The sequence below is a fragment of the Bacillus timonensis genome, assembly GCF_000285535.1.
GTDB classification, from domain to species: domain Bacteria; phylum Bacillota; class Bacilli; order Bacillales; family Bacillaceae_L; genus Ferdinandcohnia; species Ferdinandcohnia timonensis.
In genome coordinates, this window is the sequence record NZ_HE610988.1 from 66,719 (window position 1) to 92,604 (window position 25,886).

25 protein-coding genes are annotated in these 25,886 nt (G+C 36.5%); 4 read left to right on the plus strand and 21 right to left on the minus strand.

Annotated features, from left to right (window positions below):
* Positions 1-29: 29 nt before the first annotated feature.
* From BTHG_RS17935 to rpmG, 10 genes are all read right to left on the minus strand, one after another.
* Positions 30-1,223 carry a M14 family metallopeptidase gene (locus BTHG_RS17935; protein ID WP_010678115.1) on the minus strand — a complete coding sequence of 398 codons (1,194 nt, stop codon included), beginning with the start codon at positions 1,221-1,223 and terminating at the stop codon, positions 30-32.
* A 101-nt stretch (positions 1,224-1,324) separates the two neighbouring features.
* Positions 1,325-3,220, minus strand: coding sequence for an LTA synthase family protein (locus tag BTHG_RS25335; RefSeq protein ID WP_042342303.1), 1,896 nt, complete (start codon positions 3,218-3,220; stop codon positions 1,325-1,327).
* A 427-nt stretch (positions 3,221-3,647) separates the two neighbouring features.
* Positions 3,648-4,607: an ROK family glucokinase gene (locus BTHG_RS17945; protein ID WP_010678117.1), complete on the minus strand. Its 960-nt coding sequence runs from the start codon at positions 4,605-4,607 to the stop codon at positions 3,648-3,650.
* A gap of 21 nt (positions 4,608-4,628) precedes the next feature.
* Positions 4,629-4,841 (minus strand): YqgQ family protein, encoded by a 213-nt coding sequence (locus BTHG_RS17950; protein ID WP_010678118.1) that lies wholly within the window; start codon positions 4,839-4,841, stop codon positions 4,629-4,631.
* 130 nt (positions 4,842-4,971) lie between these two features.
* A complete protein-coding gene (locus BTHG_RS17955) occupies positions 4,972-6,441 on the minus strand; it encodes a spore germination protein (protein ID WP_010678119.1) in 1,470 nt (489 codons plus the stop codon).
* An 836-nt stretch (positions 6,442-7,277) separates the two neighbouring features.
* Positions 7,278-8,825, minus strand: coding sequence for a rhomboid family protein (locus BTHG_RS17960; RefSeq protein ID WP_010678120.1), 1,548 nt, complete (start codon positions 8,823-8,825; stop codon positions 7,278-7,280).
* Between the two features lie 117 nt (positions 8,826-8,942).
* Positions 8,943-9,122 (minus strand): hypothetical protein, encoded by a 180-nt coding sequence (locus tag BTHG_RS25340; protein WP_042342248.1) that lies wholly within the window; start codon positions 9,120-9,122, stop codon positions 8,943-8,945.
* A 43-nt stretch (positions 9,123-9,165) separates the two neighbouring features.
* Positions 9,166-9,960 carry a DUF92 domain-containing protein gene (locus BTHG_RS17970; RefSeq protein WP_010678121.1) on the minus strand — a complete coding sequence of 265 codons (795 nt, stop codon included), beginning with the start codon at positions 9,958-9,960 and terminating at the stop codon, positions 9,166-9,168.
* Complete coding sequence (locus tag BTHG_RS17975; protein ID WP_010678122.1) at positions 9,953-10,522, minus strand: 5-formyltetrahydrofolate cyclo-ligase; 570 nt, start codon at positions 10,520-10,522, stop codon at positions 9,953-9,955. The genes BTHG_RS17970 and BTHG_RS17975 overlap by 8 nt, the downstream gene beginning before the upstream one ends.
* Positions 10,523-10,590: 68 nt before the next feature.
* Positions 10,591-10,740: a 50S ribosomal protein L33 gene (gene rpmG / locus BTHG_RS17980; protein WP_010678123.1), complete on the minus strand. Its 150-nt coding sequence runs from the start codon at positions 10,738-10,740 to the stop codon at positions 10,591-10,593.
* Between the two features lie 192 nt (positions 10,741-10,932).
* On the opposite strand from rpmG, the gene BTHG_RS17985 reads away from it, so the two are divergent.
* Positions 10,933-11,292, plus strand: coding sequence for a hypothetical protein (locus tag BTHG_RS17985; RefSeq protein ID WP_010678124.1), 360 nt, complete (start codon positions 10,933-10,935; stop codon positions 11,290-11,292).
* Positions 11,292-11,795 carry an endolytic transglycosylase MltG gene (locus BTHG_RS27485; RefSeq protein WP_010678125.1) on the plus strand — a complete coding sequence of 168 codons (504 nt, stop codon included), beginning with the start codon at positions 11,292-11,294 and terminating at the stop codon, positions 11,793-11,795. The genes BTHG_RS17985 and BTHG_RS27485 overlap by 1 nt, the downstream gene beginning before the upstream one ends.
* Positions 11,796-11,831: 36 nt before the next feature.
* On the opposite strand, the gene phoU is transcribed toward BTHG_RS27485, so the two are convergent.
* The 10 genes from phoU to BTHG_RS18040 form a co-directional block, all read right to left on the minus strand.
* Complete coding sequence (phoU, locus tag BTHG_RS17995; protein WP_010678126.1) at positions 11,832-12,491, minus strand: phosphate signaling complex protein PhoU; 660 nt, start codon at positions 12,489-12,491, stop codon at positions 11,832-11,834.
* A 25-nt stretch (positions 12,492-12,516) separates the two neighbouring features.
* Positions 12,517-13,323, minus strand: a complete 807-nt coding sequence (pstB, locus tag BTHG_RS18000; protein WP_010678127.1) for a phosphate ABC transporter ATP-binding protein PstB — start codon at positions 13,321-13,323, stop codon at positions 12,517-12,519.
* A 22-nt stretch (positions 13,324-13,345) separates the two neighbouring features.
* Positions 13,346-14,230, minus strand: a complete 885-nt coding sequence (gene pstA / locus BTHG_RS18005) for a phosphate ABC transporter permease PstA (protein ID WP_010678128.1) — start codon at positions 14,228-14,230, stop codon at positions 13,346-13,348.
* Between the two features lies 1 nt (position 14,231).
* Complete coding sequence (pstC, locus tag BTHG_RS18010) at positions 14,232-15,173, minus strand: phosphate ABC transporter permease subunit PstC (RefSeq protein WP_010678129.1); 942 nt, start codon at positions 15,171-15,173, stop codon at positions 14,232-14,234.
* A 112-nt stretch (positions 15,174-15,285) separates the two neighbouring features.
* Positions 15,286-16,269 (minus strand): PstS family phosphate ABC transporter substrate-binding protein, encoded by a 984-nt coding sequence (locus BTHG_RS18015; RefSeq protein ID WP_010678130.1) that lies wholly within the window; start codon positions 16,267-16,269, stop codon positions 15,286-15,288.
* A 234-nt stretch (positions 16,270-16,503) separates the two neighbouring features.
* Entirely contained in the window at positions 16,504-18,621 is a 2,118-nt protein-coding gene (locus BTHG_RS18020) for a peptidoglycan D,D-transpeptidase FtsI family protein (protein ID WP_010678131.1), read from the minus strand.
* Positions 18,622-18,771: 150 nt separating this feature from the next.
* A complete protein-coding gene (locus tag BTHG_RS18025; RefSeq protein ID WP_010678132.1) occupies positions 18,772-20,058 on the minus strand; it encodes an MFS transporter in 1,287 nt (428 codons plus the stop codon).
* Positions 20,059-20,388: 330 nt separating this feature from the next.
* Entirely contained in the window at positions 20,389-20,997 is a 609-nt protein-coding gene (sodA, locus tag BTHG_RS18030; protein ID WP_010678133.1) for a superoxide dismutase SodA, read from the minus strand.
* A gap of 196 nt (positions 20,998-21,193) precedes the next feature.
* Complete coding sequence (locus tag BTHG_RS18035; protein WP_010678134.1) at positions 21,194-21,676, minus strand: DUF456 domain-containing protein; 483 nt, start codon at positions 21,674-21,676, stop codon at positions 21,194-21,196.
* Between the two features lie 67 nt (positions 21,677-21,743).
* Positions 21,744-23,378: a Na/Pi cotransporter family protein gene (locus BTHG_RS18040; protein WP_010678135.1), complete on the minus strand. Its 1,635-nt coding sequence runs from the start codon at positions 23,376-23,378 to the stop codon at positions 21,744-21,746.
* A 270-nt stretch (positions 23,379-23,648) separates the two neighbouring features.
* Between BTHG_RS18040 and BTHG_RS18045 the strand changes: the two genes are divergently transcribed.
* Positions 23,649-23,975 carry a hypothetical protein gene (locus BTHG_RS18045; protein WP_010678136.1) on the plus strand — a complete coding sequence of 109 codons (327 nt, stop codon included), beginning with the start codon at positions 23,649-23,651 and terminating at the stop codon, positions 23,973-23,975.
* A 135-nt stretch (positions 23,976-24,110) separates the two neighbouring features.
* Entirely contained in the window at positions 24,111-25,214 is a 1,104-nt protein-coding gene (ispG, locus tag BTHG_RS18050) for a flavodoxin-dependent (E)-4-hydroxy-3-methylbut-2-enyl-diphosphate synthase (RefSeq protein WP_087947080.1), read from the plus strand.
* Positions 25,215-25,466: 252 nt separating this feature from the next.
* On the opposite strand, the gene BTHG_RS27985 is transcribed toward ispG, so the two are convergent.
* Positions 25,467-25,853 (minus strand): hypothetical protein, encoded by a 387-nt coding sequence (locus BTHG_RS27985; protein WP_010678138.1) that lies wholly within the window; start codon positions 25,851-25,853, stop codon positions 25,467-25,469.
* Positions 25,854-25,886 lie beyond the last annotated feature (33 nt).

The following is a 25,886-nucleotide window of genomic DNA, read 5'->3' on the forward strand; positions in this document are numbered from 1 at the left end:
CAAAAAGCCAGCTTTTTTGGACAGCGTTTTCACATGTACAAGGAAACTAAAAAGGCTCCTAATGTTTCCTGATATATTTCATCAAATTGCGAAAGCGGCAATGGATTTACCCCTTCACCTAATTCAAACGTATAACCTGGTCTTCTCCATTCCTGAATAAACCAATCTTTAAAACCAGCATGGCTATCTACATAGCGAACAGGTTCATAGCCCGTAACTCTTGAAAATTCGTTCACAAGTGTTTTTGCCTCTGGTGGTTCAAATCCTTCATAGCCCCAATAGATGACCTCTCCTTGCGTGTGGAAGGCTACTACATGGGCGAAATCAGAAGATCTTGTCAAGTTTTCAATCGCTAGTACTTCTGGCTCTGTTAAAGGTCCATCCCCAGGGTAATCTCGCGGTGCAGGTTCCTTAGGTTCTTTCCGTTCCTTTTCAATTTCCCAGTTTGCGGGAAATTGATTATTTAAATCGATACCCCGAATATTTGCTTTCCAGTCCTTAAACTCAAGACTTCCTCTGTTTATTTTTACAACTTCCTGATTATAAGGTTCCTGTTCAGGAGGTCCATTTAAAACTAAATCGACGCCATCCGGATTGACCATAGGTACGATTGAGAGAAGTGTTTCTAAATAGAACGGTTGTATATAAAATCCTCTTATCGGTGCCGCATTGGTTAACGCAAGTAAATACTCATTTATAAATGTCATAATGACATTCGTTGTAATCCATTCATTCGCATGGAACGATCCATTCCAATGAACTTTTTTAGCACCTCTCCCAATTCGTATTTCAAGTAGGTCTTTTCCCAATACACTTTTACCAATGGAACGAGTTTGAAGAAAAGGGTATATTGTTTGTAACGTTTCTATATCCTTCTTCATTTCTGCAAAATCATACTTTTGATTTCCATTTACGATTGGTTGAACAACTCTCTCTGGTATAAAAATTATTTGACCAACCTGTAAATTTTCTGCTTCTATTCCTGGATTAACTAAAAACAAGGCATCTGCCAGAAGGGAACGGGATTTCGCCAACTTCCATATGGTATCTTCAGAAACAATTTTATATTGATTTAAAATAAAGCCTGGTATATTCACTGTTGCTCCAACCTGTAAATGATTGATAGTTACATGTGAATTAGAGTCAATTAGTAAATGCGTAGGGATTGCAAACAGTTGGCTGTAATACCAAAGCGTGTCTCCTGGACGGACAGTGACCTTCACTAAAAAACCTCCTTTTTGCTATCTCCTACTATTTTATGAAGGTATGGATGTACTTCATGACATTTGAAAAGCCTTGACCATATTAGATCAAGGCTTACTTGTTATTTCTTAAACTCCTCCGGAACTGGTTCACTATACGACGTTCCGTTATAGAAGCGCAGTAGATCACCATATACAATTTCATCTGAGTAATCTAATTCGAGTCCTGCTTCTTCCATAAATGGTTCACAGAAGCTACTTTCCGTTTCTTCACCTGTTTCTTTTTCGTAGCAGGTATTTTTCGTGTAGACATATTTTTCTGTGATAAAGCTTCCATCTCTTAGGACAACAAAAGGAGTTCTTTCTGTTGAAAATAAATCACTGCCGAAATGGACGTCATTCCTTATATCCATTCCCAAAAGACGTAGTATGGTTGGCTTCAAGTCAATTTGACCGGATACAGTGGAAATGACTTGTGGATCTTTATCTGTCACTCCTGGAATGTGAATAATTAATGGGACCTTTTGTAATTCGATTGAATCAAATGGTGTAATTTCCTCTTTTCCTAGAAATTGAGCCATCGCCTTATTATGATTCTCAGAAATCCCATAATGATCCCCATAAAGGATAAAGATTGTATTTTCATACATTCCTTCTTCTTTCAGCCTCTCGATAAAATGCTTAATGGCTTCATCCATATAGCGAACAGTTGGGAAATAACGGTTTAATGTTCTTGAATTTGAATTAAATTCATTTACCATTCGATCTTCTTCTTCAAGTTCAAATGGGAAATGGTTTGTTAAGGTTATGAACTTTGAATAAAACGGCTGTGGCTGAGATTTTAATAAGTCAACTGACTGTTCAAAGAAATCTTTATCTTTTAAGCCCCACCCAATTGAATTTTCTTCTGTTACATTATAACTTTCAACATCAAAGAATTTGTCATACCCTAAAGAATCATACATGATGTCACGATTCCAGAAGGTCTTATTATTCGCATGAAAGACTGATGAAAAATATCCATAGTTCTTGATAAATTCAGGTGTTGCTGTGAATTCATTGGTAGCATGTGTAAAAAATACAGCTCCACGCCCAAGCGGATACAATGAATTTTCAAGCAAGAACTCTGAATCCGATGTCTTCCCTTGACCTGTTTGATGATAAAAATTGTCAAAGTAATAGCTTTCATTGATAAAATCATTCAAGAATGGCGTAATTTCTTCTCCATCAATGGTCTCATTAATGACGAAGTTTTGTAGTGACTCCATTGAAATAATAACGACATTTTTTCCTTCGGCAATTCCAAATTTCTCACTTGGTTCCTTTTGGTTCGCTTTTAAGTAGTTTTCAATTTCAATAAATGAACTGCTGTCGGCTAAAGCTCTTTGTGCGGAAGACTTTGATTGGAGGACAATATCATAAATTTGGTAGTTATATGTCCCAATATTTTTCACTAACATTTCACGGTCGAATGTTCTTGTCAACAACTGTGGTCTCTGCGCTTCTGCCAATCCAAGATTAAAAAAGAACACGGCGGCCACTAAGATAAAATAGGATCTTCTTTCCTTCTTTGTAATGACTTCGGCCACGGTAAAGCTTGGTTTGTATTTATTTATCAAAATTAAAACAACTACATCGATGAACAAAAGCGGGTCCGTGAACTTTAAGTTTCCCGTAATACTGGTTCCTAAATCCCCCATATTACTTGTTTGAAAAAGAACTGGGAGAGTTAAAAAATCGTTAAAGAATCTGTAAAATACAACATTAGCAAACAATACAAACGAAGATATAAAACTAGCAAATATAATAAATTTATTTCGATGTTTATCCTTAATAAAAAAGGAAATACCAAAGAACAACAATAAAAAACTCAATGGATTTATCAGTAGAATAAACTCTTGCATCAAGTTTTCTATTTTAATATCAAAGCTAGTTTTATATACGATATATGTTTTTATCCAAAGCATGAATGCAGCTAATAAAATAAACCTTGATTTGGATAAGGTTGATGACTTAATCACCAAAAATACCTCCTTGTTTTCAAAACCGCGGAGCAATAGTTAAATTCCATTTTTAGGTAGTTAAAAAAACCTATTCATAATCTTAATACTTTTTTTACCAAAAATCAATCATCTATAAAACCTAATTTATAGAATAATATTGATGTACATTATGTATATACATATAAGACGTAGAGTTGACGATAAAGTTTCATAGTAATTAAAAGTAATAATCTTTTAAATTTTCTAACAAAAATGTAAAAAAAGAGACTTCACTGTTGAAATCTCTTTTTTCTATTACTTTTGCAGGAGGAAATTCCTCTTGCAAAGGGGTCATTTTTACACTTATTGATGTAATTTTTTTATTTGGACTTATTTACCGCAATGGTTTGAACCAATTTATATAGATAATTGTCTGTTTTTTATCTACTGTTTCCGCACTTTGTTACAGCTTTGTTTTCGCAAGATATGCTGCACCAATTACACCTGCATCGTTTCCTAATCTGGCAATGGCAATTTCAGCAGCCTCAGCCACCCTTGGAAATGCAAAGCGTTCAAACTGTTTTCTTAGTGGCAGCAATAATTGATCACCTGCTTTTGAAACCCCGCCTCCGATAACGATTTTTTCAGGGTTTAGCCCATTTGCCACATGACTTAACGCTAAGCCAAGATGATATGTTACATTGTCAATAACTTCTTGTGCCAACTTATCCCCTTTTTCGGCTGCCTCAAAAACATCCTTTGAGGTGATATCATTCGTTTTTTCAAATTTTGTACGAAGGATGCTAGAGTCGTTCCCTCCTTGAATGGCCTCCTTTGCCAAGCGAGCAATGCCAGTAGCTGATGCAATTGTTTCAATACAGCCTGTTTTACCACAACCACATAAAGCACCACCCTCAGGTATGGAAGTGATATGACCAATCTCTCCACCTGCACCATTCGCACCGCGAATAACATCACCATTTGCAATTAAACCTCCACCTACTCCAGTTCCTAGTGTAACACAGAGCAGGTTCTTCGCTCCTTCACCGGCACCCTTCCACATTTCACCGATAGCCGCTACATTTGCGTCATTATCTACAACTGCAGGTAAACCTATATTAGACTCAAGGTCGGCTTTTAGAGGATACATTTCTCTCCAACCTAAATTTGTTGCTTTATAAACAACACCTTCTTCAAAATTTACAGGGCCTGGTGCCCCCATCCCCACTCCTACAAATTGTTCTTTTGTATACTTTAATTCAGTTATTTTAGCATTAATGGCTTCCGCAATGTCCGGAATAATTTTATCTCCAGATTTATCGGTTGGAATTTCCCATTTAGTGACTATATCCCCTGCTTGAGTTATAAATGCAAGTTTGACTGTTGTTCCACCTAAATCAATACCAATTAATAAGTTTTCCATATGTATATTCCATTCCTTTGTTTATTTGTTTTTCTTTTTCTTTTCCATTTCCCTTACAATTTCTTGGCGGAGTAAAAAGATTGCTGATTGATAGTCCTTCGTTTCTATAAGCTGTGAATTGTATAGTTCTTGTACTTCAGCCTCCATTAATTCAAGATCAGCAATTCGCTCACCAACATAAATAATCGTGCCAAACTTTTTTAGAAATTGTTGAATATCATAAATTGTTTTCACATTTTCACCTTCTGAAATTCTTTACAACAATAATTCTAGCTTATTCAAAAATAGTGGAACACGCAAGTCTTTCGTATAAAAGTCTAAAAAAATGTAAAAAGAGTGCTCACTAACTGAACACTCTTGACATTTATTTATCCGGATCCTGCGGATTTAAGATTTTAGGTCGCCATCTTTTCATCGGAATGGGTGCACGGAATATGACATCCTTTAGTCCTTTGGAGTAAAAAGGAATGAACGGCCATAAATACGGAACATTAAACGACTTCATTCGCGCTAAATAAATAATCCATAATGTGATTCCCCCAACAAATCCGATTACCCCAAAAATGCTCGTCGTTAATAATAAAAATAATCGAGCTAAGCGGTTTGCAAGACTCATCTCATAACTTGGTGTTGAGAAGGTCCCAATGGCTGCGATGGCTAAATACAAAATTACCTCATTTGTAAATAAGCCAACTTCTACAGCTACTTGTCCAATTAACATCGCGGCAACAAGTCCTAAGGCTGTTGCCAAGGCAGTCGGGGTATGAATGGCTGCCATTCGCAATAGATCGATCCCAATTTCAATTAAAAAGAACTGCAGAATAAGTGGTAGTCTACCATCTTCATTCGGGCCAATAAATTTAAAACCATCTGGCAAAAGATCAGGATGAACAGCAAATAAATACCAAAGTGGTAATAAAAAGAGAGATGACCATACTCCAATATAGCGAACTAAGCGTAGATACATCCCTGCTACCGGGCTGTTTCGATATTCCTCAGCATGCTGCATATGATGCCAAAACGTCGTTGGTGTAATGAGAACACTTGGTGAACCATCAACCATAATAATAATATGTCCCTCATATAAATGAGCAGCTGCTGTATCAGGTCTTTCAGTGTATCGAACGACTGGGTATGGATTCCAATGTCGACCTGAAATGTATTCCTCGATTGTCTTTTCACCCATTGGTAAGCCATCTGTATCAATCTTTGATATGGCATCCTTTACTTCTTTAACATGGTCTGGGCTTGCAATGTCTTCGATATAAGAAACTACTATATCTGTTTTTGAACGTCTCCCAACCTGTAAATATTCCATACGGAGAGATCTATCACGAACTCTTCTTCTCGTTAAGGCTGTATTAAAAACAATTGTTTCAACATAGCCATCCCTTGAACCTCTTACAACTCTTTCTGTATCAGGCTCTTCAGGTCCTCGAACAGGATAGGTTCTAGCATCGATTAAAATTATTTTTTCAAGCCCATCAATGACAAGCGCGGTTGGGCCTGCAAGTACCATGTCGACAACCTTATCAAGGTCATCTACACTCTCAACTTCTACATAAGGGATATAGGTTTTAAGAAGTTTTTCTAATGGATCTATTTTAAAAATACTTTCATCCTGTTTTGCGAGAAATTTCTGCAATAGATGTAAAACATCATCCTTTATAAGACCGTCAACTAAAAACATGGACATCTCTTTACCAGCGTATTCTACGTCAAGTTGGATGACATCAAAGCTTTTATCTACACCAAGAGCATCTTTTAAATAGTCGACATTTTCTCTTAAATTGGTTGAGACCGGATGTTTCGGCTTTTCTTGTTCATTTCCCATGAGTTTCACTCCAATCACGTACAAAGACAACTCTTTACCTTTATAAGGTCACTAATCCATCTTTGACGTAAAAATGGAAAAACATACTTTTACAGGAAAAATAAAGAAAATTACCTCATCTTAAGTAGATTGGTTGTGAAGTTGAAAAGCCGAATTCATAAGGTCAATATCAAGCTAAATCGCATATGTTTGACAATATAATGACACAGAGATACGCAGGAGGTTTAGCATCCCCTGCGTTGTTCTCACTTAATGACCAGTACTTCACCTCTTTAGTTTATGAGGCCAATCAGCAATAGAAATAGTATGTTAAGCGGAGACTTTCCCGTTAAATCAAAAATGAAGCTCTTTTTGGTGGAAATAAGGGGGTGTTTTCCGATTACGCAATGCAAAATCCCCCGTTTTTGAATTTTTCGAGTCAATAGGCGGAATATCTCTGTTTATTTAAGCGCTTTTTAGTAATAATTACGAATTAAGAGGAATGTATCCGTTTATTTTTTAGCCGAGTGCTCAACCTAAGCCCCAAAATGATAAGTGCTCACCTTATTGATCCTATTGAAGGGAACAGAAACTTTCCATCTTCCCAAGATAAGGATAATTCATTACATAACTGGCACGTTTTTGACAAGGCTTTAATCACATATTTACTAGTGTGAACAATAGCTATTGGCAATGTATAAAATCTATGTTGCATCTGTTGTTATTTTCGAGAGTACACTTTAGTAATCCATATCATAACAATAAAAAAAGCAAGCGATAAATAGGCTTGCTAAAACACTTGTACTATTATTTATTTACCTCAGAACCGAACACTTAGCCTCATCTGAGACACTTTTCTATAATGGTGAGTTTTCCATTGAATCTATTTCATCTATGATTTCTTGATAATTTTCATTGTCCGGGTCTAGTTTAATCGCTTGTTCTGCAGCTGATTTAGCCTTTTCAAAATCTAATAGTTGTATATAGACAAGGGCAAGGTTATAGTGAGCTTCTGAAATATCAGGTGCTTTTTCCGTCACGACTTCAAGATGATCTCTTGCATCCTCAAACTTACCAAGCTTGATTTCAGTATATGATAAATAAAAATAAACCTCAGGCGATTCCACACCATTTTCTTCTGCTTTTTTGAGCACTTCATAGGCCTTATTCGTTTCGTTTGATTGAATAAGTTCCTGTGCAGTTTGCACGACAAATTGTGAGTTATCGGAATGTGGCTGAATCACATATCCGATATAAAGAAGCGCACCAACTGTCGCGAGTGTAACCACAAGGCCACCCAATCGTTTTGCGTAATCTTTTCTTTTTGGCAAATGGACAATGCTTGCTGCTAAAAATCCACCAACTAAACCTCCAATATGACCTGAATTATCAATTCCAGGTATCATAAAACCTAAAACTAAGTTTATGATAATAATCCCAATCACATTTGGACCCATTGTCCTAAAGAATAAAGATGGATAAGCAGTCCCAAAAAACAATAATGCGCCAAAGCATCCAAAAATAGCCCCTGATGCCCCTGCTGATATATTTGCATTAAAGACAAAGCTCGCAAGACTTCCTAAAAATCCTGCAAACACATAAATCATTAGAAACCTGCTCTTACCGTATAGCCGCTCTACCTCTGTCCCTAGATAATATAAGGCAAAGGTGTTCATAAGGAGATGAATGAAACCAATATGCAAGATCATTGGAGTGAAAAAACGCCACCATTCACCGTTTAAAATCCGAAAATTTTCTTTTGCTCCATACTTTAGCAAGGTTTCGGTATTTGTACTTCCACCATACAATTCTAAAACAGCAAACATGATTAATTGAATGGCAATGAGAATATATGTAAAAAATGGTTTCCCATTTTGGAAAATTTGCTTTTCACTTGATATCCGTTGATTTGCAAATGAAATAACATCAAGCTTTAACTTCTCAATGGTGCCAAGATCAATATATACGGAATCGTTTATTTCAAATTCGGTATGAACGAACCTAGATACTTCTTGCAGACCAATATCATTATGTTCTGAATCAATTAATACAGTATGTAAGGTAGTGAGACCTTTTGCTCCTGCAACGAGTGGTTTTTCGATTCTAAATGACCAATCATCGACAGGTGGGTATGTCGTTATATAAATAGTCAGGGCATCGAGTTTACGGGCATATAGACGTTTTCGTAATTGCTCTAATCGCCCAGCGGTAACTTCCATATCCCGTTGCATCCAATTGCTCCAATCCAAATCATGACGTAGGATGCGGATAATTCTTGGCTTGTTCTTCTCTGTTGTTTCCAACCATATTTCATTGTTTGATTTAGATAATTGAAGAATCCGATAGCCGCCATCTGCCTGCAGCTTTTGAATCATTTTCCAATAAAGATAATCCTGCTTGAACACCAAATCCCCCCTTCCAATGGGTATACTTTATTATAAACGTTTTTCTATGACCGTTACCAAACTTTCTGATTCAAAAATTGAAAAAACCCGTTGAAATGAATTCAACAGGTTTTATCTTTAACGGAAAACTGTGTGTATCATTTTATTGCGAATAAACGGGACTTTCATCGATGTACTGATAAAAACTCTTCGAATCGCAGCGTTACCGAAAATGCGATTAAAAATGCGATAACGATACCTATAGATTGCATAGATTCCACCAAAAAGTAAAGCCATTCGGGTCAAGAAGCTTACCATTTTTAATCCCTCCTAGTTATACTTTTTGATTATCCAAGTTATTTTATCCTTCTAAAAGAGATAGGAAAAAAGTCCCAATTCCAGACGCCAATAGGATAGATAAAAAATTCACAACATCATTGTTGCAAAAACGTATGCCTTTTGAATAAGTTGTTTCCTTTAAACAGTGAACACTTTTTTCGGTCTCGATTCCGCAGACCCCACATTTATAAGCAACTTGAAAGGTTGCTCCAATAATGGTATCAATTAGATTGCCACAGAAACCTACTATTGTAAGTCCTACAAATAGAATAACTGAGATCTCTGGCCAAACTAAAAATGAAATGAAACTAATTAACAAAGATCCTAAGAAACCTGCCATTGTCCCTAATACTGAAACAGCTCCAGATGTTCCCGCATCCACACGTTTCATACTTGTAAGTAAAATGGGCTTTCTTTTACTAAGTGTTCCTATTTCTGATGCCCACGTATCAGCATTTGCAGCCGCGATGGAGCCAACAAAAAAGAGTAGCCAAAAATTCAAGCCAGTCCAAGCATACATTAGCCCAGTTAACGTAGCGACTCCACCGTTCGCAATGACCTGAACAATATCTCGTTGTTCTCCTTTTGCGACTTTATTTTGGAGATTATCTTTATTTCCGGCCTTACATTTACTCCATAAACTTGAGCTTGCAAAAAAGACACCTAATAAAAGTAAGCCACGAAAACCATAGCCAATTGACACCGCACTACCCACAATAATAGTCCCAATGGCACCACTAAAGGATAATGATTTTAGCTTATAACCCAAAACCGCTACAACTATTGAAGCAAGGATTTGGATAAAAAGACTAATCATGAGTTTTTATGACCTTCGTATTTGTCACGATTTTCTGGACAGGAATATCGAACGATTCAACGGGAATTTCATCAATAAGTTGCACAGGAAAAGCCATAGAAAGAGTAACTCCTTTATATTCGGATAAATATCTGTCATAATACCCACCACCATGGCCCAGTCGGTATCCATTTGGAACAAAGCTTAGGCCAGGAACTAATAGGAGATCCAGTTCATTATGTAAAACCTCTGTTGTTTGTGCTTCAATTGGTTCTTTTAAGCCATAGTAGACCACTTCTAGTTGTGAAAATGATGTGATTTCACGAAACGTCATTGTTTTCGTCTTTGAATCACATTTCGGTACAGCGACCTTTTTCTTTACTTCCCATGCTTTTTCAATCAAATACTTTGTGTTGACCTCATATTCGCCTGAAATAGTAATTCCAATCGTATTTGCATCCTTCCACTCAGATAAAGAAAGAACTTGTTCCGTAATTTGCAATGACCATTTTTCTAGTGTACCTTTATCAATCGAACGTAAAGTTTCCTTCATCTCTTTTCTCATATCCTGTTTAGTTATCAACTCATTCGCCCCCCTCATTGCTAATCATTTATATTATAAAAAAAACAGCAGGAAATTGCTTCCTACTGTTACTTTGTTTCACGGTGTAGAGTAACCTTTTTAAGTCTTGGACAATATTTCTTAAGCTCAAGACGGTCAGGGTTGTTACGCTTATTTTTAGTTGTAATATAATTACGATCACCAGTTTCAGTGCAAGCTAAAGTGATTTTAACACGCATGTTCATTCCCTCCAAACATATAAAGCTTTAATCAGACTTTCCTATCATACCATTTTACTTCTTAAAATTCCAGTCCTATTTTTTAAAGAAAATAATTTCCAAACATTATACCAAAATATAATTATTCATGTGACATAATGTTGTCCATGTTATCAAGTTACGATAAGATAAGTAGTGGAATGGAGTGAAGGTATGGAATACGCAATTATAATTTTATTAGCTCTAGCAGTCCTACTTCTAATTATATCATTTTATGGTAAGGACCGACTTAAAATGGTACAAGAAGAAATAGATCAACTTTCGCTATCGATGATACAGGAAACGTATCTTTTGAAGAAAAAAATAAAAGTGCTTGAAGAAGAACTGCTTACAAATGATATCAATTATGAAATGGGACCACCCCAAACGAGTGCCATGTCCTTATCAAATTCTTCAATTTTATCCTTATATGATAAAGGCTTTAGCTATGAGGAAATCGGAAGAAAAACAAATGTACCAGTTGAAGAAGTGCGACTTATCTTGGAACAAGCAAAGAAAATGGGGCTTATCTAATGGATAAATATTTATTACGAGGAATTTCAATCGGCATTATCGTTTCAACTATTGTATTTGGGTCGATGTACTATTCCGGTAACGAAAAGACTCCAATTAACGAAAAACAAGTCGACCAATTTCTTCAGCAAGAAGGCTTTAAAAAGATTTCGATAGAAGAATATAACAAACTTCAAGAAAAACAGGACAAAGTTCCACCCGTAAAAAAGGAAAATAACCAGCCTAGTCAACCAACTGTACCTCCTAAAGAGGATATAACAGAAAAAACGGAATCACCAAAAGAGGAAAAACCCCCAAAAATTATATATGTCTTAACGATTGATACGGGGATGTATAGTAGTGAAATTGCGGATGCTCTCGCAAAAGCAAAAATCATAGCAGATGCAGATGAATTTAATCAATATTTAGTTGAGCATGATTTAAATACAGCCATCCAAATTGGTACATATGAAGTAACAAATGAAATGAGTATTGAGGAAATTGCAAATATTATCACAAAGTAAAAACTCAAGCCACGCGTAATGGGCTTGAGTTTTTTCTTATGCATTTAAATCAACATTTTTACCTTTTACCATGAAAATGATATGTTCAGACATATTTGTTGTATGATCTGCTATCCGTTCGATGTTACGGCAAACAAAGAATAACTGAGAAATTTGATTCATAGAATTTGGTTTACTCGGCATTAATTCAAGGAGTTCTTTGATGATTTTACCATATAATTCATCAACCTCGTCGTCTGCTTTGGCCGTTTCAATTGCTAATTCTATATCTTTTTCGATATAGGCTTTAATTACATTATTTAACATGTTTAAAGCCATATTAGCCATTTTAGGAGTATCCACGATTGGCTTAATTAGTTGGCCGTCTCCGATATGGATAACGGATTTTGCGATATTAACAGCAAGATCCCCAATTCGTTCAACATCGTTTGAAATTTTTAAACCTGCGATGATAGTACGTAAATCGGATGCTACTGGTTGTTGTTGAGCAATCAATTGAATGATTAAGTTATTGACTTGTTCTTCAAGTTCATTAATTTTTTGATCCTCTTTGATGATTTGCTCAGCCATTTCGATATTTTGTTCAGCAAGTGATTGAACTGATTTTTCAACAGCTGTTTTTGAAAGGTTTACCATTTCAACTAGTAATTCTTTTAGACGGTCTAAATCTTTATCCAATGTAGTGCGTATTGCCATGCTCTACTCCCCCTCTTATTGTTTTTTATCCAAAACGTCCTGTGATATAGTCTTCTGTACGCTTATCAGATGGGTTAGAGAACATTTTATCAGTTTTTGCGTATTCGATGACTTCTCCACTTAGGAAAAATGCTGTTCGATCAGATATTCTTGCTGCTTGTTGCATGTTATGAGTAACGATAATGATACTAAAGTTTTTCTTAAGCTCTTGAACAAGTTCCTCAATCTTTAAAGTTGAAATGGGATCAAGTGCAGATGTCGGCTCATCCATTAAAATGACATCAGGTTCAATGGCCAAACATCTAGCAATACAAATTCTTTGTTGTTGACCACCTGAAAGGCCATATGCATTTTCGTGGAGTCGGTCTTTTACCTCATCCCAAATAGCTGCCCCACGTAAACTTTTTTCTACTATTTCATCTAATACTTTTTTGTTTCGAATCCCGTGAATACGAGGACCATATGCAATATTGTCATAAATGGATTTTGGAAATGGATTCGGTTTTTGGAACACCATCCCTACTCGTGTTCTGAGCTCCTCTTCTTTATACGTTTTATCGAAAATGTTCTTTCCTCTATATAAAATCTCACCTGAAATACGAACGATTGGAACTAGTTCAACCATCCGATTTAAAGTTTTAATATAGGTTGATTTTCCACATCCTGATGGTCCAATAATAGCTGTTACTTCATTTTCATAGATTGGAAAATTAATATTTTTTAAAGCATGGTCTTCCCCATACCATAGATTTAAATCCTTTGTATCGTAGACAATATTTTTATCTGTTTGATCTATATTTAGGTTGTTTTTCGTTTCGACTTGTAATGTCATTGTTAGAGTACTCCCCTTTAGATTAGAATCTTCTCTGAAATTTGTTTCGGATTATGATTGCAATTGAATTCATTAAAAATAATATGACTAATAGGACAACAATTGTTGCAGCAGCAAGATTTGCATATTCTGCTACAAGTGCTGAATCTAGGGTCCAATAATAAATTTGCATTGGCAATACAGTGAACTTGTCAAAAATGCTATCAGGAAATGGAATCAATAGTGCCGGTATTCCGATAACAACAAGTGGAGCTGTTTCTCCAATTGCTCTTGAAAGTGCTAATATAACTCCGGTTAAAATTCCAGGTAATGAAGCAGGTAATACGACATTTTTAATTGTCTGCCACTTCGTAGCTCCCATTCCGTATGAAGCCTCACGTAAGAATCCGGGAACTGCACGAATAGCCTCTTGACTCGCAACGACCACAATCGGAAGAACTAATAACGACATCGTAAGTCCACCCGCTAAAACAATATTCCCTAAACCAAGGCCACGAACAAAAACGGTAAGTCCTAAAATACCAAATACAATAGAAGGTACACCCGCAAGGTTTGAAATATTCGTTTGAATAAAGCGTTGGAGACGTCCTTTTTTTGCATATTCTTCAAGATAGATTGCTGTACCGACTCCAAGAAATAGGGTAATTGGTGCAACAACAATCATTAACCAAAGGGTTCCTAGGATTGCACCCATAATCCCAGCGTTTTCAGCGACAGTTGATAATTTACTTGCTAAAAATTGAAGATCTATCCACCCAAGACTTTGCGAGATAACACGATAAAAAAGGATTAATAGAATCACTAAACTGAATAAAATTGAAATTAGAAATATGTTTTTTGCTATTTTATTTGTAAGTAGACGTGTGTTTAATTTTTTTTGCACCTGGGCTGTATTTACATATTTCATTTTAATATTCCTCCTTAAACTTGCGAGAAATATATTGTGCAAGTAGGTTCATAACTAATGTGAATACGAATAGTGTAATAGCTACGGCATATAAACTATAATATAAAGTTGATCCAGCAGGTGCATCACCACTATTAACTTCAACAATATAAGAAGTCATTGTTTGCATAGATTGGGTAATATCAAATGTAAAGTTCTTTGAACTTCCACTCGCAATCGTAACAATCATCGTTTCTCCGATTGCCCTAGAGATACCAAGAACAAAAGAAGCAATAATTCCAGACATTGCAGCAGGAATAACAACCTTCCATGTTACTTCAAGTTTAGTCGAACCTAAGCCAAGTGCGCCTTCTCTCATGGAATTTGGCACAGAACTCATGGCATCCTCAGAAAGAGATGCAACCATTGGAATAATCATAATTCCCATTACGATACCTGGACTAAGGATATTGGTTGGTTCAAGACCAGGAAAAATAGATCGTAAAAGAGGTGTCACGAACGTTAAAGCAAAGAAACCATATACAATCGTCGGAATTCCTGCAAGGATTTCAAGAATAGGTTTTAAAATTCTTCTCACTCGGTCTGAAGCATATTCACTTAAATAGATAGCAGCCATCAAACCGACAGGAATTGCGACTAGCATTGCTATAGCCGATGAAATAATCGTTCCTGTTAATAGAGGTAATACCCCAAATTCGGCATTATCGCCAAGGGGTTTTAATACGGTACCGCTAAAGAAGTCAAGAAACGGTACGCGTTTAAAGAATTCGAATGTTTCAAATAGAAGAGTAAAGACGATACCAATCGTCGTTAAAATAGAAATAATTGCAATTAAGAGCAAGCCTTTTGGAATGACTTTTTCAATTAATCTGTTAAAACTTTTATTGTTTTTGTTTTGAGCAATCATCTCACGCACATTTAAAGCTTTAGAACCATCCTTCATGATAAACTCCCTTCAAACGATGTCATCATTTTTTCAAGACCAAATTTTTATCTATCTATTTTTTTAAGCCTGAAGATGAGAGCAAATTTGCTCTCATCTTCTTAAAGATTTTTTATTTTAAAGCTTCTAATTCTTCAACTGCTTTTTGTAGTTCGTCTTCTGGAAGTGGTGCGAATCCAGTTTCTGATGCTACATCAGCTGCATTTTTCATTGTGTAGATTGCATAGTCTAATACTTGTGGCTTTTCTTTTGCCATATTGACATTTAGGTACGTAAATACTGGTCTTGTGAATGGACCGTATTCGCCATCTTCACTGATTGTATCTAGGTTAGGTTCAACAGCACCATTACCAAAGTCAATCTTTACAATTTTTACTTTATCTGTGTTATTTACTGCATAACCATATCCGAAGAATGCAATTGCATTCTTATCTTTTGAAACTAAATCTACTAATGTTGAATATTCTTGTTGAAGATTTGCTTCAGCCACTAAATCTTGTTCTTCTAAAATATTTTCCCAGAAGAATTCATACGTACCATGGTTTTCGTTAGGACCGTATGTTTTAATTGGCTCATTTGGAAAATCAGAACGAACATCTGACCAATTTTTCTTACCAGCACTTGCTAAGAAAATATCAATTACTTCTTGTTGTGTAAGTTCATCTACCCAATCGTTTTCAGGGTTAACAACGAATGTTAAGCCATCAAGCGCAACTTTTAACTCTTTCACTTCAATGCCAAGATCCTTAGCAGTAGTTGCTTCCTCGTCTTTAATTTGGCGTGAAGCATCATTAAAGTCTGTTCCGCCTTCTTCAACTAAAAACTTTTTGAATCCAGCACTTGTTCCAGCGCGACTTACTTCTACTGATACATTTTCTTGTTCATTTAACATATAATTTTCTGCCATTTTCGACATGAAAGGAAATACTGTTCCAGATCCATCAATCACTACGCTGCCTTCTAATTCTTCAGCACTTGCGTTTTCACTGCCTGTCTCTGTATCATTTTCATTCGTATTGCTTTCATTTCCACATGCAGCTAATACTAGCATTGTGATTGTAATCATTGCTAAACTTAAGAACTTCAAGCGTTTCATTCCTTAATTCCCCCTAAGAGTGAGTTTGTTTTGCTTTGTCTTACATGATTAGAATAATCATATTCTATTAATCTCGTATGAATTGAATGTAAAGGTTTTGTAAATTCGATAAAAGTGAAGAATTTTGTCGAATTAATTCTCGTTATTAAACAGAATGGCTGTTTCTCTCATACGTTGTTGCTTTTTACATATAGAAAAAAGCCTAACGAAGTTTCGTTAGGCTTTGCTTACTTATTATTCAGTTCCCTGTGCCTCATCCTCATTCGCAGGTGTTTCTTGTTCCTGTTCAGTCGTTTGATCAGGTTGATTTTGTGGCTGGGTTGCTCTCTTTTCTTTCAGTTCAAAATATTTGTCTAATATCTCTGCCCCAACTTTTAGGTTCATTGAATGTGAAGTATTTCCGTAATATGCGTAAGGTATTACTACAGCAAAAGCTACCTCAGGGTTGTCAAATGGTGCATAACCGACAAGTGTACTATTAACTGCTTCTACACCATTTATGAAGGATTGAGCAGAACCTGTTTTTCCTGCTGGATTATATGGTTTCCCTGCAAATGCGCTGCGTGCTGTCCCTCTTGATCCTTGAAAAACTAATTTAAAACCTTGCTGAACTCTTTCAATATATTTTTTCTCTATATCTAGTTTGTTCATGACGGTTGGTTCAAATGGTTTCTGAATCGGACCTAACTCTTTTTCGTCCATCGTCGGTTGATGAATTTCTCTGACAATCTTAGGTTGCATTCTATACCCGCCATTTGCAATTGTTGACACATACTGAGCCAATTGTAAAGTTGTATAGGTGTCATATTGTCCAATCGCTAAGTCCATTAGAAGACCAGGCGTTAGTTCTGCACCTGGGTATCCTGTCGCTTCCCCTGGTAGGTCAATTCCCGTCTTCACACCTAAACCAAACTGACCGAAAGAGTTTCTTACAGTACGAAATGCATCGGTATCAATGGAAATTGGTTGACCATAAACATAATGTCCACCGGCTAATTCAAGGAATAACTTAAACATATATACGTTTGAAGACATTTCAAGTGCTTTAAGGTCATTAGTTGGACCTAAGTTTTTCCAAGAACCCTTTGGTGAACCTTTTCCGATTACCATTGGTGAATCGTAGTACATAGAACCAATATCAATAACACCAGCATTATAACCCGTTAACATGGTGGCACCCTTGACAGAAGATCCCATTTCAAAGGCTGCATTCATTGTTCCTAGCGCATAATCCTGGAATCCCATTTTGCCGTCTTTCCCTCTTGTATAGACCTTTCCAGCCATACTTAAAATTTCACCAGTATTGGGGTTCATCATGACGACAAAGGCGCGGTCCATATATTGTGTGCCTCTCATTTGTTTATGGGCTAGCATCTGCTCTTCAATGATTTTTTCGACCGCCTGTTGAAGCTCCATATCGATAGTTAAAACAAGGTCACTACCTCTTTGTCCTTCCGAAATCATAATCGTTTCTTGGACAGCATTCCCTTTAATGACATTTTTCACTTTTGCCTTTTGGCCATGTAAGACAGATTCATATTGCTCCTCTAAATAACTCAATCCTACTCGGTCATTACGGTTGTAGCCACGAGCTAAATAATAATCAAGTTTTTCGCTTGGAAGTCCTTCATCCGTGTCAGAAATTCTGCCAAGAATTGATTTAAGCGTGAAATCATATTTATAATCACGAATCCAATCGGTTGTCGTGTTTACACCTGGCAAATGCTCAAGGTTTTCACTCACTACAGCATATTCCTCTGGTGTCACATTCTCATTTTTAACAATTTGAGGAACAAGTGCATAGCCTTTTGTCATTTCACGAAAAATTGCTGCTACTTCAAGATCCTCTTTTGTGATTTGTTTAAGGTCTTCTTCCGTTATCCGTTCAATTTGGAGTTTATAAATATCCTTGCTTGATAAATCTCCGTCTTCCATTTTCTTTATTTCCTGTTTTGTTACCTTGGCTTCTGCCGCTTCAGGATACTTTAGCATCCAAAAGTCTTTCAAATCACGTTCTGTTACTTTGTCCGTTTTCATTTGAATTAACTTCGCAAGTTCTTTTGCAACTTCTACTACATCTTCCTGCTTTGTTCCTTGAGCACGCGTATATGTAATCGCGTTTAATGCTTTATTATCTACGATGACATTTCCATTTTTGTCGTAAATCTTTCCACGCGGAACAGGAAGATTCACAATTTTATCTTCCGTTTTGTCTACTTCTTTTTGAAACTTTTCACCATGTACAATTTGAACAACCCCGAGTCGTAGAATGAGAGCTGAAAAAAGTAAAAAGACAGCAAAAAATAACATATTTAGACGAAATGGCACATGTGATTTTTTCTTTTTGATCATGAACACCAACTACCCTTTATTTTTTTGACCTATTACTACTTTTATCTATTGGCTAATTACGTATGAATAAAAAAACACCTAGCCAGGCTAGGTGCCTTTACTCTCTATTGTAAAAGAAACTCAAACTTTTTTCCATTATTAAATAATGGGTTATGCTGTGGATCCACCTTCGCCCTCAATTAACTTTCGATTTGCAGCAGATTTAGTTTGAACTGGTCCAGATGCATTTTGAATTTCGACTTGCCTGATTGGAAAATACAATAGAATATGTCCCGCTCCGACGACCGCAAGCAAGATGGGAATGCTTTGCTTTTCATCAAAAAATATGACAGCAATTAAAAACAATACAATCGATAGAATCCTTCCAAGGTTTAAGAAGATCTCCCTGACAACTACATATTCAATTCTCATTTCTTTTGCGTTCCATCCCTTACCTATAACATCATAAGTTAATGAATTATATGGTACAAGTAAAATAGGGTATGCTGCGCCAATGATAACACCATATAAAATCAGCCTTGCATAGGTTACCTCAAAAAGAATCGCAAATATTGCAAAATAAATCAGCAAACCACCAATAAGTATTGCCTTTTTGCGCATTTTCTTTTTGATTAACCTCGTTGCTAGAAAATAAAACAAAAAGGAGACGGCTGAATTAATTAAACCAAACTTTCCTAAAGCCAACTCACTTTTAGTTGCAACGAAAACAAATACGGAAATAACAAATACAAATGTCCCTTCACGGATTCCTTGGAAAAAATGTGCATGTAAGATATTCTTCCAGTTCGAATTATATTTGCGTTCAGCTAGAATTCGTCCAAAAACAAAATCCCCTTCGGCACTCCGCCTTTTTAAGAAAAAGCTAAGCACAACTGCGCCTGAAAATAATCCTAAAGATATTCCGAAAATGACAGTGTAGCCAGTAAAGCTTTCCATTGAAGAAATAATAAGTCCAGCTGCAATGGGTCCAATCATTCCCGCAAATGAACCAAGCAATCCTAAAAAGCCGTTAAAAAAATCGCGCGTTTCAGGCTCCGTGATTTCAAAGGTTAAAACATTAAACGCTAGCCAATAAAAACCATAACCTATCCCAAGCAATGCCCCTAAAAGGAGTAGATATTGTGAGGCACTTTCGCCAATCCATAAAACCGTGATATAAAAAATGGCTAAGAATGAAACTCCAAGCCTCAGTACGATTACTCTATCAATTTTTTTGGCCCATCTTCCTGCAAGAATAAAGGTTAATGGCTGTAAGACGACGACGGCTAAATTATATAAGCCTAAATCCTTAAAATCGCCTGACTGCTTCCATAAGTACACATTTACAAATGTGTTTGATAAGGCAATACTTAGTGCATACAATCCACCTATGATAAGTAACAAAATCAAATCCTTGTGTATGGGTACATCACCGAGTACCTTGTTAAAACGAAACATTTGCTGACTCCCCTTTACTATCTACACTCATTATTGTGCGATAAAAAAAAGGAGATATACAAAGAAAAGTGCAAGCGCCTTGAAAGAGGAACATCGACTAACAACTGCCACGTCCTGTGGCAAACGTCGATATCAGCACGTCTTGTACAAGTCCGAAAAGCATAAGACAAGCGCTGACAGAAGGTGCAATTTACACTCCGAAGCGGTTGACTTATGACCGAGCCTATGGCGCCTGGAGCTAAACACAAAGAAAAGCGGAGGGTGCCAACAAATAAGAAAAAAGCCAGTGGACACATCCACTGGCCTTTAATCAAATACACATTTGCGTAATTATTTTGCAGAGTTATAACGGTTTGCTACTTCTTCCCAATTTACTACATTAAAGAATGCAGAAATATAATCAGGACGACGGTTTTGATAGTTGAGGTAGTAAGCGTGCTCCCAAACATCAAGACCAAGAACTGGAGTTTTACCTTCCATTAATGGAGAGTCTTGGTTTGGAGTGCTTGTTACTTCAAGCTCACCGTTGTTAACAACTAACCAAGCCCAACCAGAACCGAAACGAGTTGTTGCTGCTTTTGTGAACTGGTCTTTGAATGCTTCAAAGCTTCCGAATTTGCTGTTGATTGCATCAGCTAATTCACCAGTTGGCTCACCGCCACCGTTTGGAGAAAGAATTGTCCAGAAAAGGCTGTGGTTAGCATGTCCACCACCATTGTTTCTTACTGCAGTGCGAATATCTTCTGGAACAGCATCAAGATTAGAAATTAGCTCTTCTACTGATTTGCTTTCTAGATCTGCCTTACCAGCAATTGCATTGTTTACATTCGTAACGTAAGTATTGTGGTGCTTAGTGTGGTGAATGTTCATTGTTTCCTTATCAATGTGTGGTTCTAAAGCATCATAAGCATAAGGTAATTGTGGTAATTCGTATGCCATTGTTTTATTCCTCCTTAAATATGTACATAATGTTGAACCTTTTGAAAACGTTTCGTCTTCAGTAGTCCTCACTTGTTAGATTACCAAAATAAGTATAATCTTTCAAATAAAAAGCACTACTTATTCACTACATCTTTTTCATACATAATGATTATCACCAGATTTAAAGTTCCCTTTCCACAATGAAATTATTCAATTAAAAAACAACAATTAAAAAATAGATAATCATGATGGCTTGAATCATTCCTTTTGCTAGAACACCACTTAGAAAACCGATTAAAGAACCTACACCACTTTTAAATGAATCTTTAAGATTCTTTTTATGTACTAGTAATTCAGCTAAAAATGCTCCTACAAATGGACCAATGATAATTCCAAAAATCGGAATTATAAAGGGGCCAATAAGAAGTCCAATCGTACTTCCCCAAACAGCTGCTTTGCTTCCACCGTATTTTTTCACGCCAAGTAAATTAGTTGCGTAATCCACCCCAAGCAATAATAGTAGAAACAATCCTTCAATCACCCAGAACACAATCGTTAATGAATCAAAACCTTCAAAGAATCCATAAACTAAAAAACCTGCTGCAATAAAGAGCACACTTGGAATAATTGGATAGACAAGCCCAACAAACGCAATCACAAATAATACAATAATAATCGCCCACATAAGAAATCCCACACTATTGGCCTCCTTTTAAAAAAGATACAAGGCATACATTTGCCTTGTATCTTTTGGTTTAAGAATATTAAAGATGTCTTTCTCCTAAAACTGCTTCTGCAATATTTACAGCATGGTCACCAATTCGCTCTAAATTACTTATAATGTCCACGAAAACAATACCTGCTTGTCCCGAACATTTACCTTCAGTTAACCGAAGAATATGCTTCTTTCTTAATGAACGCTCCATCGAATCGATTTTTTCCTCTTGTTTAACAACATCTATCGCAACAGTACGATCATTATTTTGAAGACATTGTATTGCTTCACTTACTGTATAGGTTGTTAATTTAAACATTTCATTTAAATCTTCCATTGCACCCTCGGTTAACTTAACTTTATTTGAAATTTGGTAGTCAACCAATTCTACTACGTTTTCGAAGTGATCCCCAATTCTTTCAATGTCACGACAAGTATTAACTAACGTAGAGTGCAACCCAGATTCCTGCGCTGAAAGCGACCTAGTTGAAATTTTGACTAAGTAGTCAGTAATTTTTTTATCGAGATTATTGATAGCATCTTCGATTTGAAGTGCATTATCCGCAAATTTTTGCGATTTTTCATTTAAATACGTATTCGTTTCCTCAAGACCTTTAACTGCGAATTCTCCCATTCGTACAACTTCTTCCCTTGCCTGTCCTAATGCAATCGAAGGGGACTGTTGTATAAAAACAGGATCTAAATGTTTCGCTTTGTATTCAATGATTGATTCTTCACCTGGAATTAACTTCGTAACAATGAATGCTAAGGCTGCAATGAACGGGAACTGAATAATTGTATTTGTCACATTAAATGTACCGTGTGCAAATGCAATTGTCATTTCTGGATTAAGATTTAATACATCTTGTAAAAAGATAATAAACTTCGTAAATGGTACAAGTAAAATCATGAATATGGTTGTTCCGATGATATTAAAGAGTACGTGCGTTAAAGCAGCTCTTTTCGCCGCAACCGATGCCCCGATAGAAGCTAAAACAGCAGTAATTGTTGTCCCGATGTTATCACCAAACAATACCGGTAATGCTGCATTAATATCTAACAAACCTTCACCAAATAATCCTTGCAAGATACCAATCGTGGCACTTGAGCTTTGGACGATTACAGTAAATGCCGTACCAATTACAACACCCAAAATGGGGTTTGAACTCATATTTACAGTTAAATCATGAAACGCTTCAAGAGTACGGAGAGGCTTCATTCCATCTCCCATTAGCTCCAATCCTAAGAAAAGAGCACCAAAGCCGAACACAATTTGTCCAAAGTTATGAATTCTTTTATTTTTAAAGAAAAATAATAGGATTGCTCCAAGTGCTATAATCGGTAGTGCGTAATCGGAAATTTTAATACCAATGATAAAAGCAGTAATCGTTGTCCCTATATTTGCTCCCATTATAACGCCGATTGCTTGTCTTAGCGTCATAAACCCTGCACTAACCAATCCTACTACTATTACTGTAGTTCCTGAACTACTTTGGATTAAACAAGTTACAAAAACACCGGCGAGAACACCCATAAATGGGTTGGTTGTAAACTTATCTAAAATATCCCGTAGTTTATCTCCAGCAGACTTTTGCAGTCCATCCCCCATATATTTGATACCAAATAGGAAGATACCTAGTCCACCTATAAACTGAAATATCATACTTTGTACATCTAATTCCACAATGCCAACTCCTATATTTTTGATATTGTAAGCAAACCCATAAAAAATAGTACCCTAGTCTTTTTTTATGTAAAGGTAATATTAAGTAAATTTACAAACCTGTAACATTAAGAATCCTATTTACTCTCGTACGCCTATTTTTAACTCAACCAGTCAAAATATGTATTTCTAGTTTCCCTATTAAATTGTTGTCTCTTTTCTATTAACTTTAGGAATATATGGGCAGGACAAGCATATTCTGTAGTAAGTAGACTTACTGGAGGGCTTGAGATGAAGCGTTTTTTTGGATTTCTAGCGATTGTATTTATTTTGTATATTATTTATTACGATGTAAGTGTTGGAACACTACCAGTAGTAAAAAATAAAACAGTATCAGCCGAAGAAGTGATTGTTAAAACTCCAATTCATCCATATAAGGAAATGAAGGTAACGGCCGGTGACACTTTACTATCAATAGTTGAAGAATTGAATGAAGGGAAGCAGATCACATCCATCGAATCTGTCATTAAGGATTTCGAGGAACTTAACCCTAAAAGCAAAGCCGAGCTTCTACAAATTGGTAAAACGTATAAATTCCCATTATATACAAATGAATAAGGGTATTTTCTTGTCAATTTATTATTTCAACTGTAAAATAGGCAAGTAATGATCCTTTAGACTAGATATTTTTTTAATAAAGGATTACCCTTATATAAGTGACAAATGATTATAAAGCTTTAACTTAAAGGAGCGATATTCGTGAGTGAAATCATCCATCGTACTAAAACACGTCCTGTAAAGGTAGGGAATTTAACGATTGGTGGTAACAATGAAGTAGTTATTCAAAGTATGACCACTACAAAGACACATGATGTTGAAGCAACCGTTGCAGAAATCAAACGCCTTGAAGAAGCAGGTTGTCAAATTGTTCGCGTAGCATGTCCTGATGAGCGTGCAGCAAATGCAATTCCAGAAATCAAAAAGAGAATTTCAATTCCACTTGTAGTTGATATACATTTTGATTATAAATTAGCATTAAAAGCGATTGAGGGCGGAGCCGACAAAATTCGGATTAACCCTGGTAATATTGGTCGTAAAGAAAAGGTGGAAGCTGTTGTAAAGGCAGCGAAGGAAAAAGGAATTCCAATTCGTATCGGTGTAAACGCTGGTTCTTTAGAGAAACGTATCCTTGATAAGTACGGATATCCAACAGCGGACGGTATGGTTGAGAGTGCATTGCATCATATTAAAATATTAGAAGACCTTGATTTCCACGATATTATCGTGTCAATGAAGGCATCTAGTGTACCACTTGCAATTGAAGCTTACGAAAAAGCCGCTCAGGCGTTCGATTACCCACTACACTTAGGGATTACTGAATCTGGAACACTTTTCTCTGGAACAGTTAAAAGTGCGGCTGGTTTAGGTGCTATTTTAAGTAAGGGAATCGGAAATACGTTACGTATTTCACTAAGCGCAGACCCTGTCGAGGAAGTAAAAGTTGCTAGAGAATTATTAAAGTCATTTGGCTTAGCGGCTAATGCTGCAACATTAATTTCTTGCCCTACATGCGGACGTATTGAAATTGACTTAATCAAAATTGCAAATGAAGTTGAAGAGTATATTTCAACAATTAAAGCACCAATAAAGGTTTCAGTATTAGGCTGTGCGGTAAACGGTCCTGGTGAGGCTCGTGAGGCTGATATCGGTATTGCAGGTGCACGAGGAGAAGGCCTACTATTCCGTCACGGTAAAACTGTACGTAAAGTACCTGAAGAAACCATGGTAGAAGAATTGAAAAAAGAAATTGACAAGCTTGCTGAAGAATATTACGCAAAACAAGCTGCTGAAAAATAGAAAAGCGCCTTGCAAGAGGAACATCGACTAACTACTGCCACGTCCTGTGGCAAACGTCGTTGTCAGCACATCCTGTGCAAGTCCAACAAGCATAAGAATAGCCGGTGAGAAGGATGCCTTATATCCTTATTGACGGGATTAGCTTATGACATCGAGGGGCTGAGGGTGCTTGCGTTAGAAACAACAAAGATAAAAATAAGCCCGGCACACGAAAGTGTCGGGCTTATTTTATATTTCATATGGTTTTACTTGTTAAAAGAATGGGAGGATAAAGATGCCTACGATAATCGATACAGCACCAATCCCGATTGCCCATGCTCCTAAACCAGTTGCTCCACGTCGACGTGCGATAAAACCAATGATAATACCTGCTGCTCCTAATAATACAGGCATTACAAATAAGGAAATGATTGATAAAGCAAGAGCAAGCCAGCCTAAGCCTGCACCACCTGCTCTATCTTGAGTGTTATCCCCTACATAGTTCGCCTCACGCTTTGTGGTTCCATAATTGATTGGAGCGGCAACCTCTGCTGCCGTTTCCTCATTATAGCTTGAGTCAGCATTTGCACCTAAGTTTGGATCAACGTATTCAAACTCATCGTCGCGAATCTTTCTTACGTTAGTATCTTCATTTGCCATGCTTATCCCTCGCTTTCCTTATGGGTAAGGAGC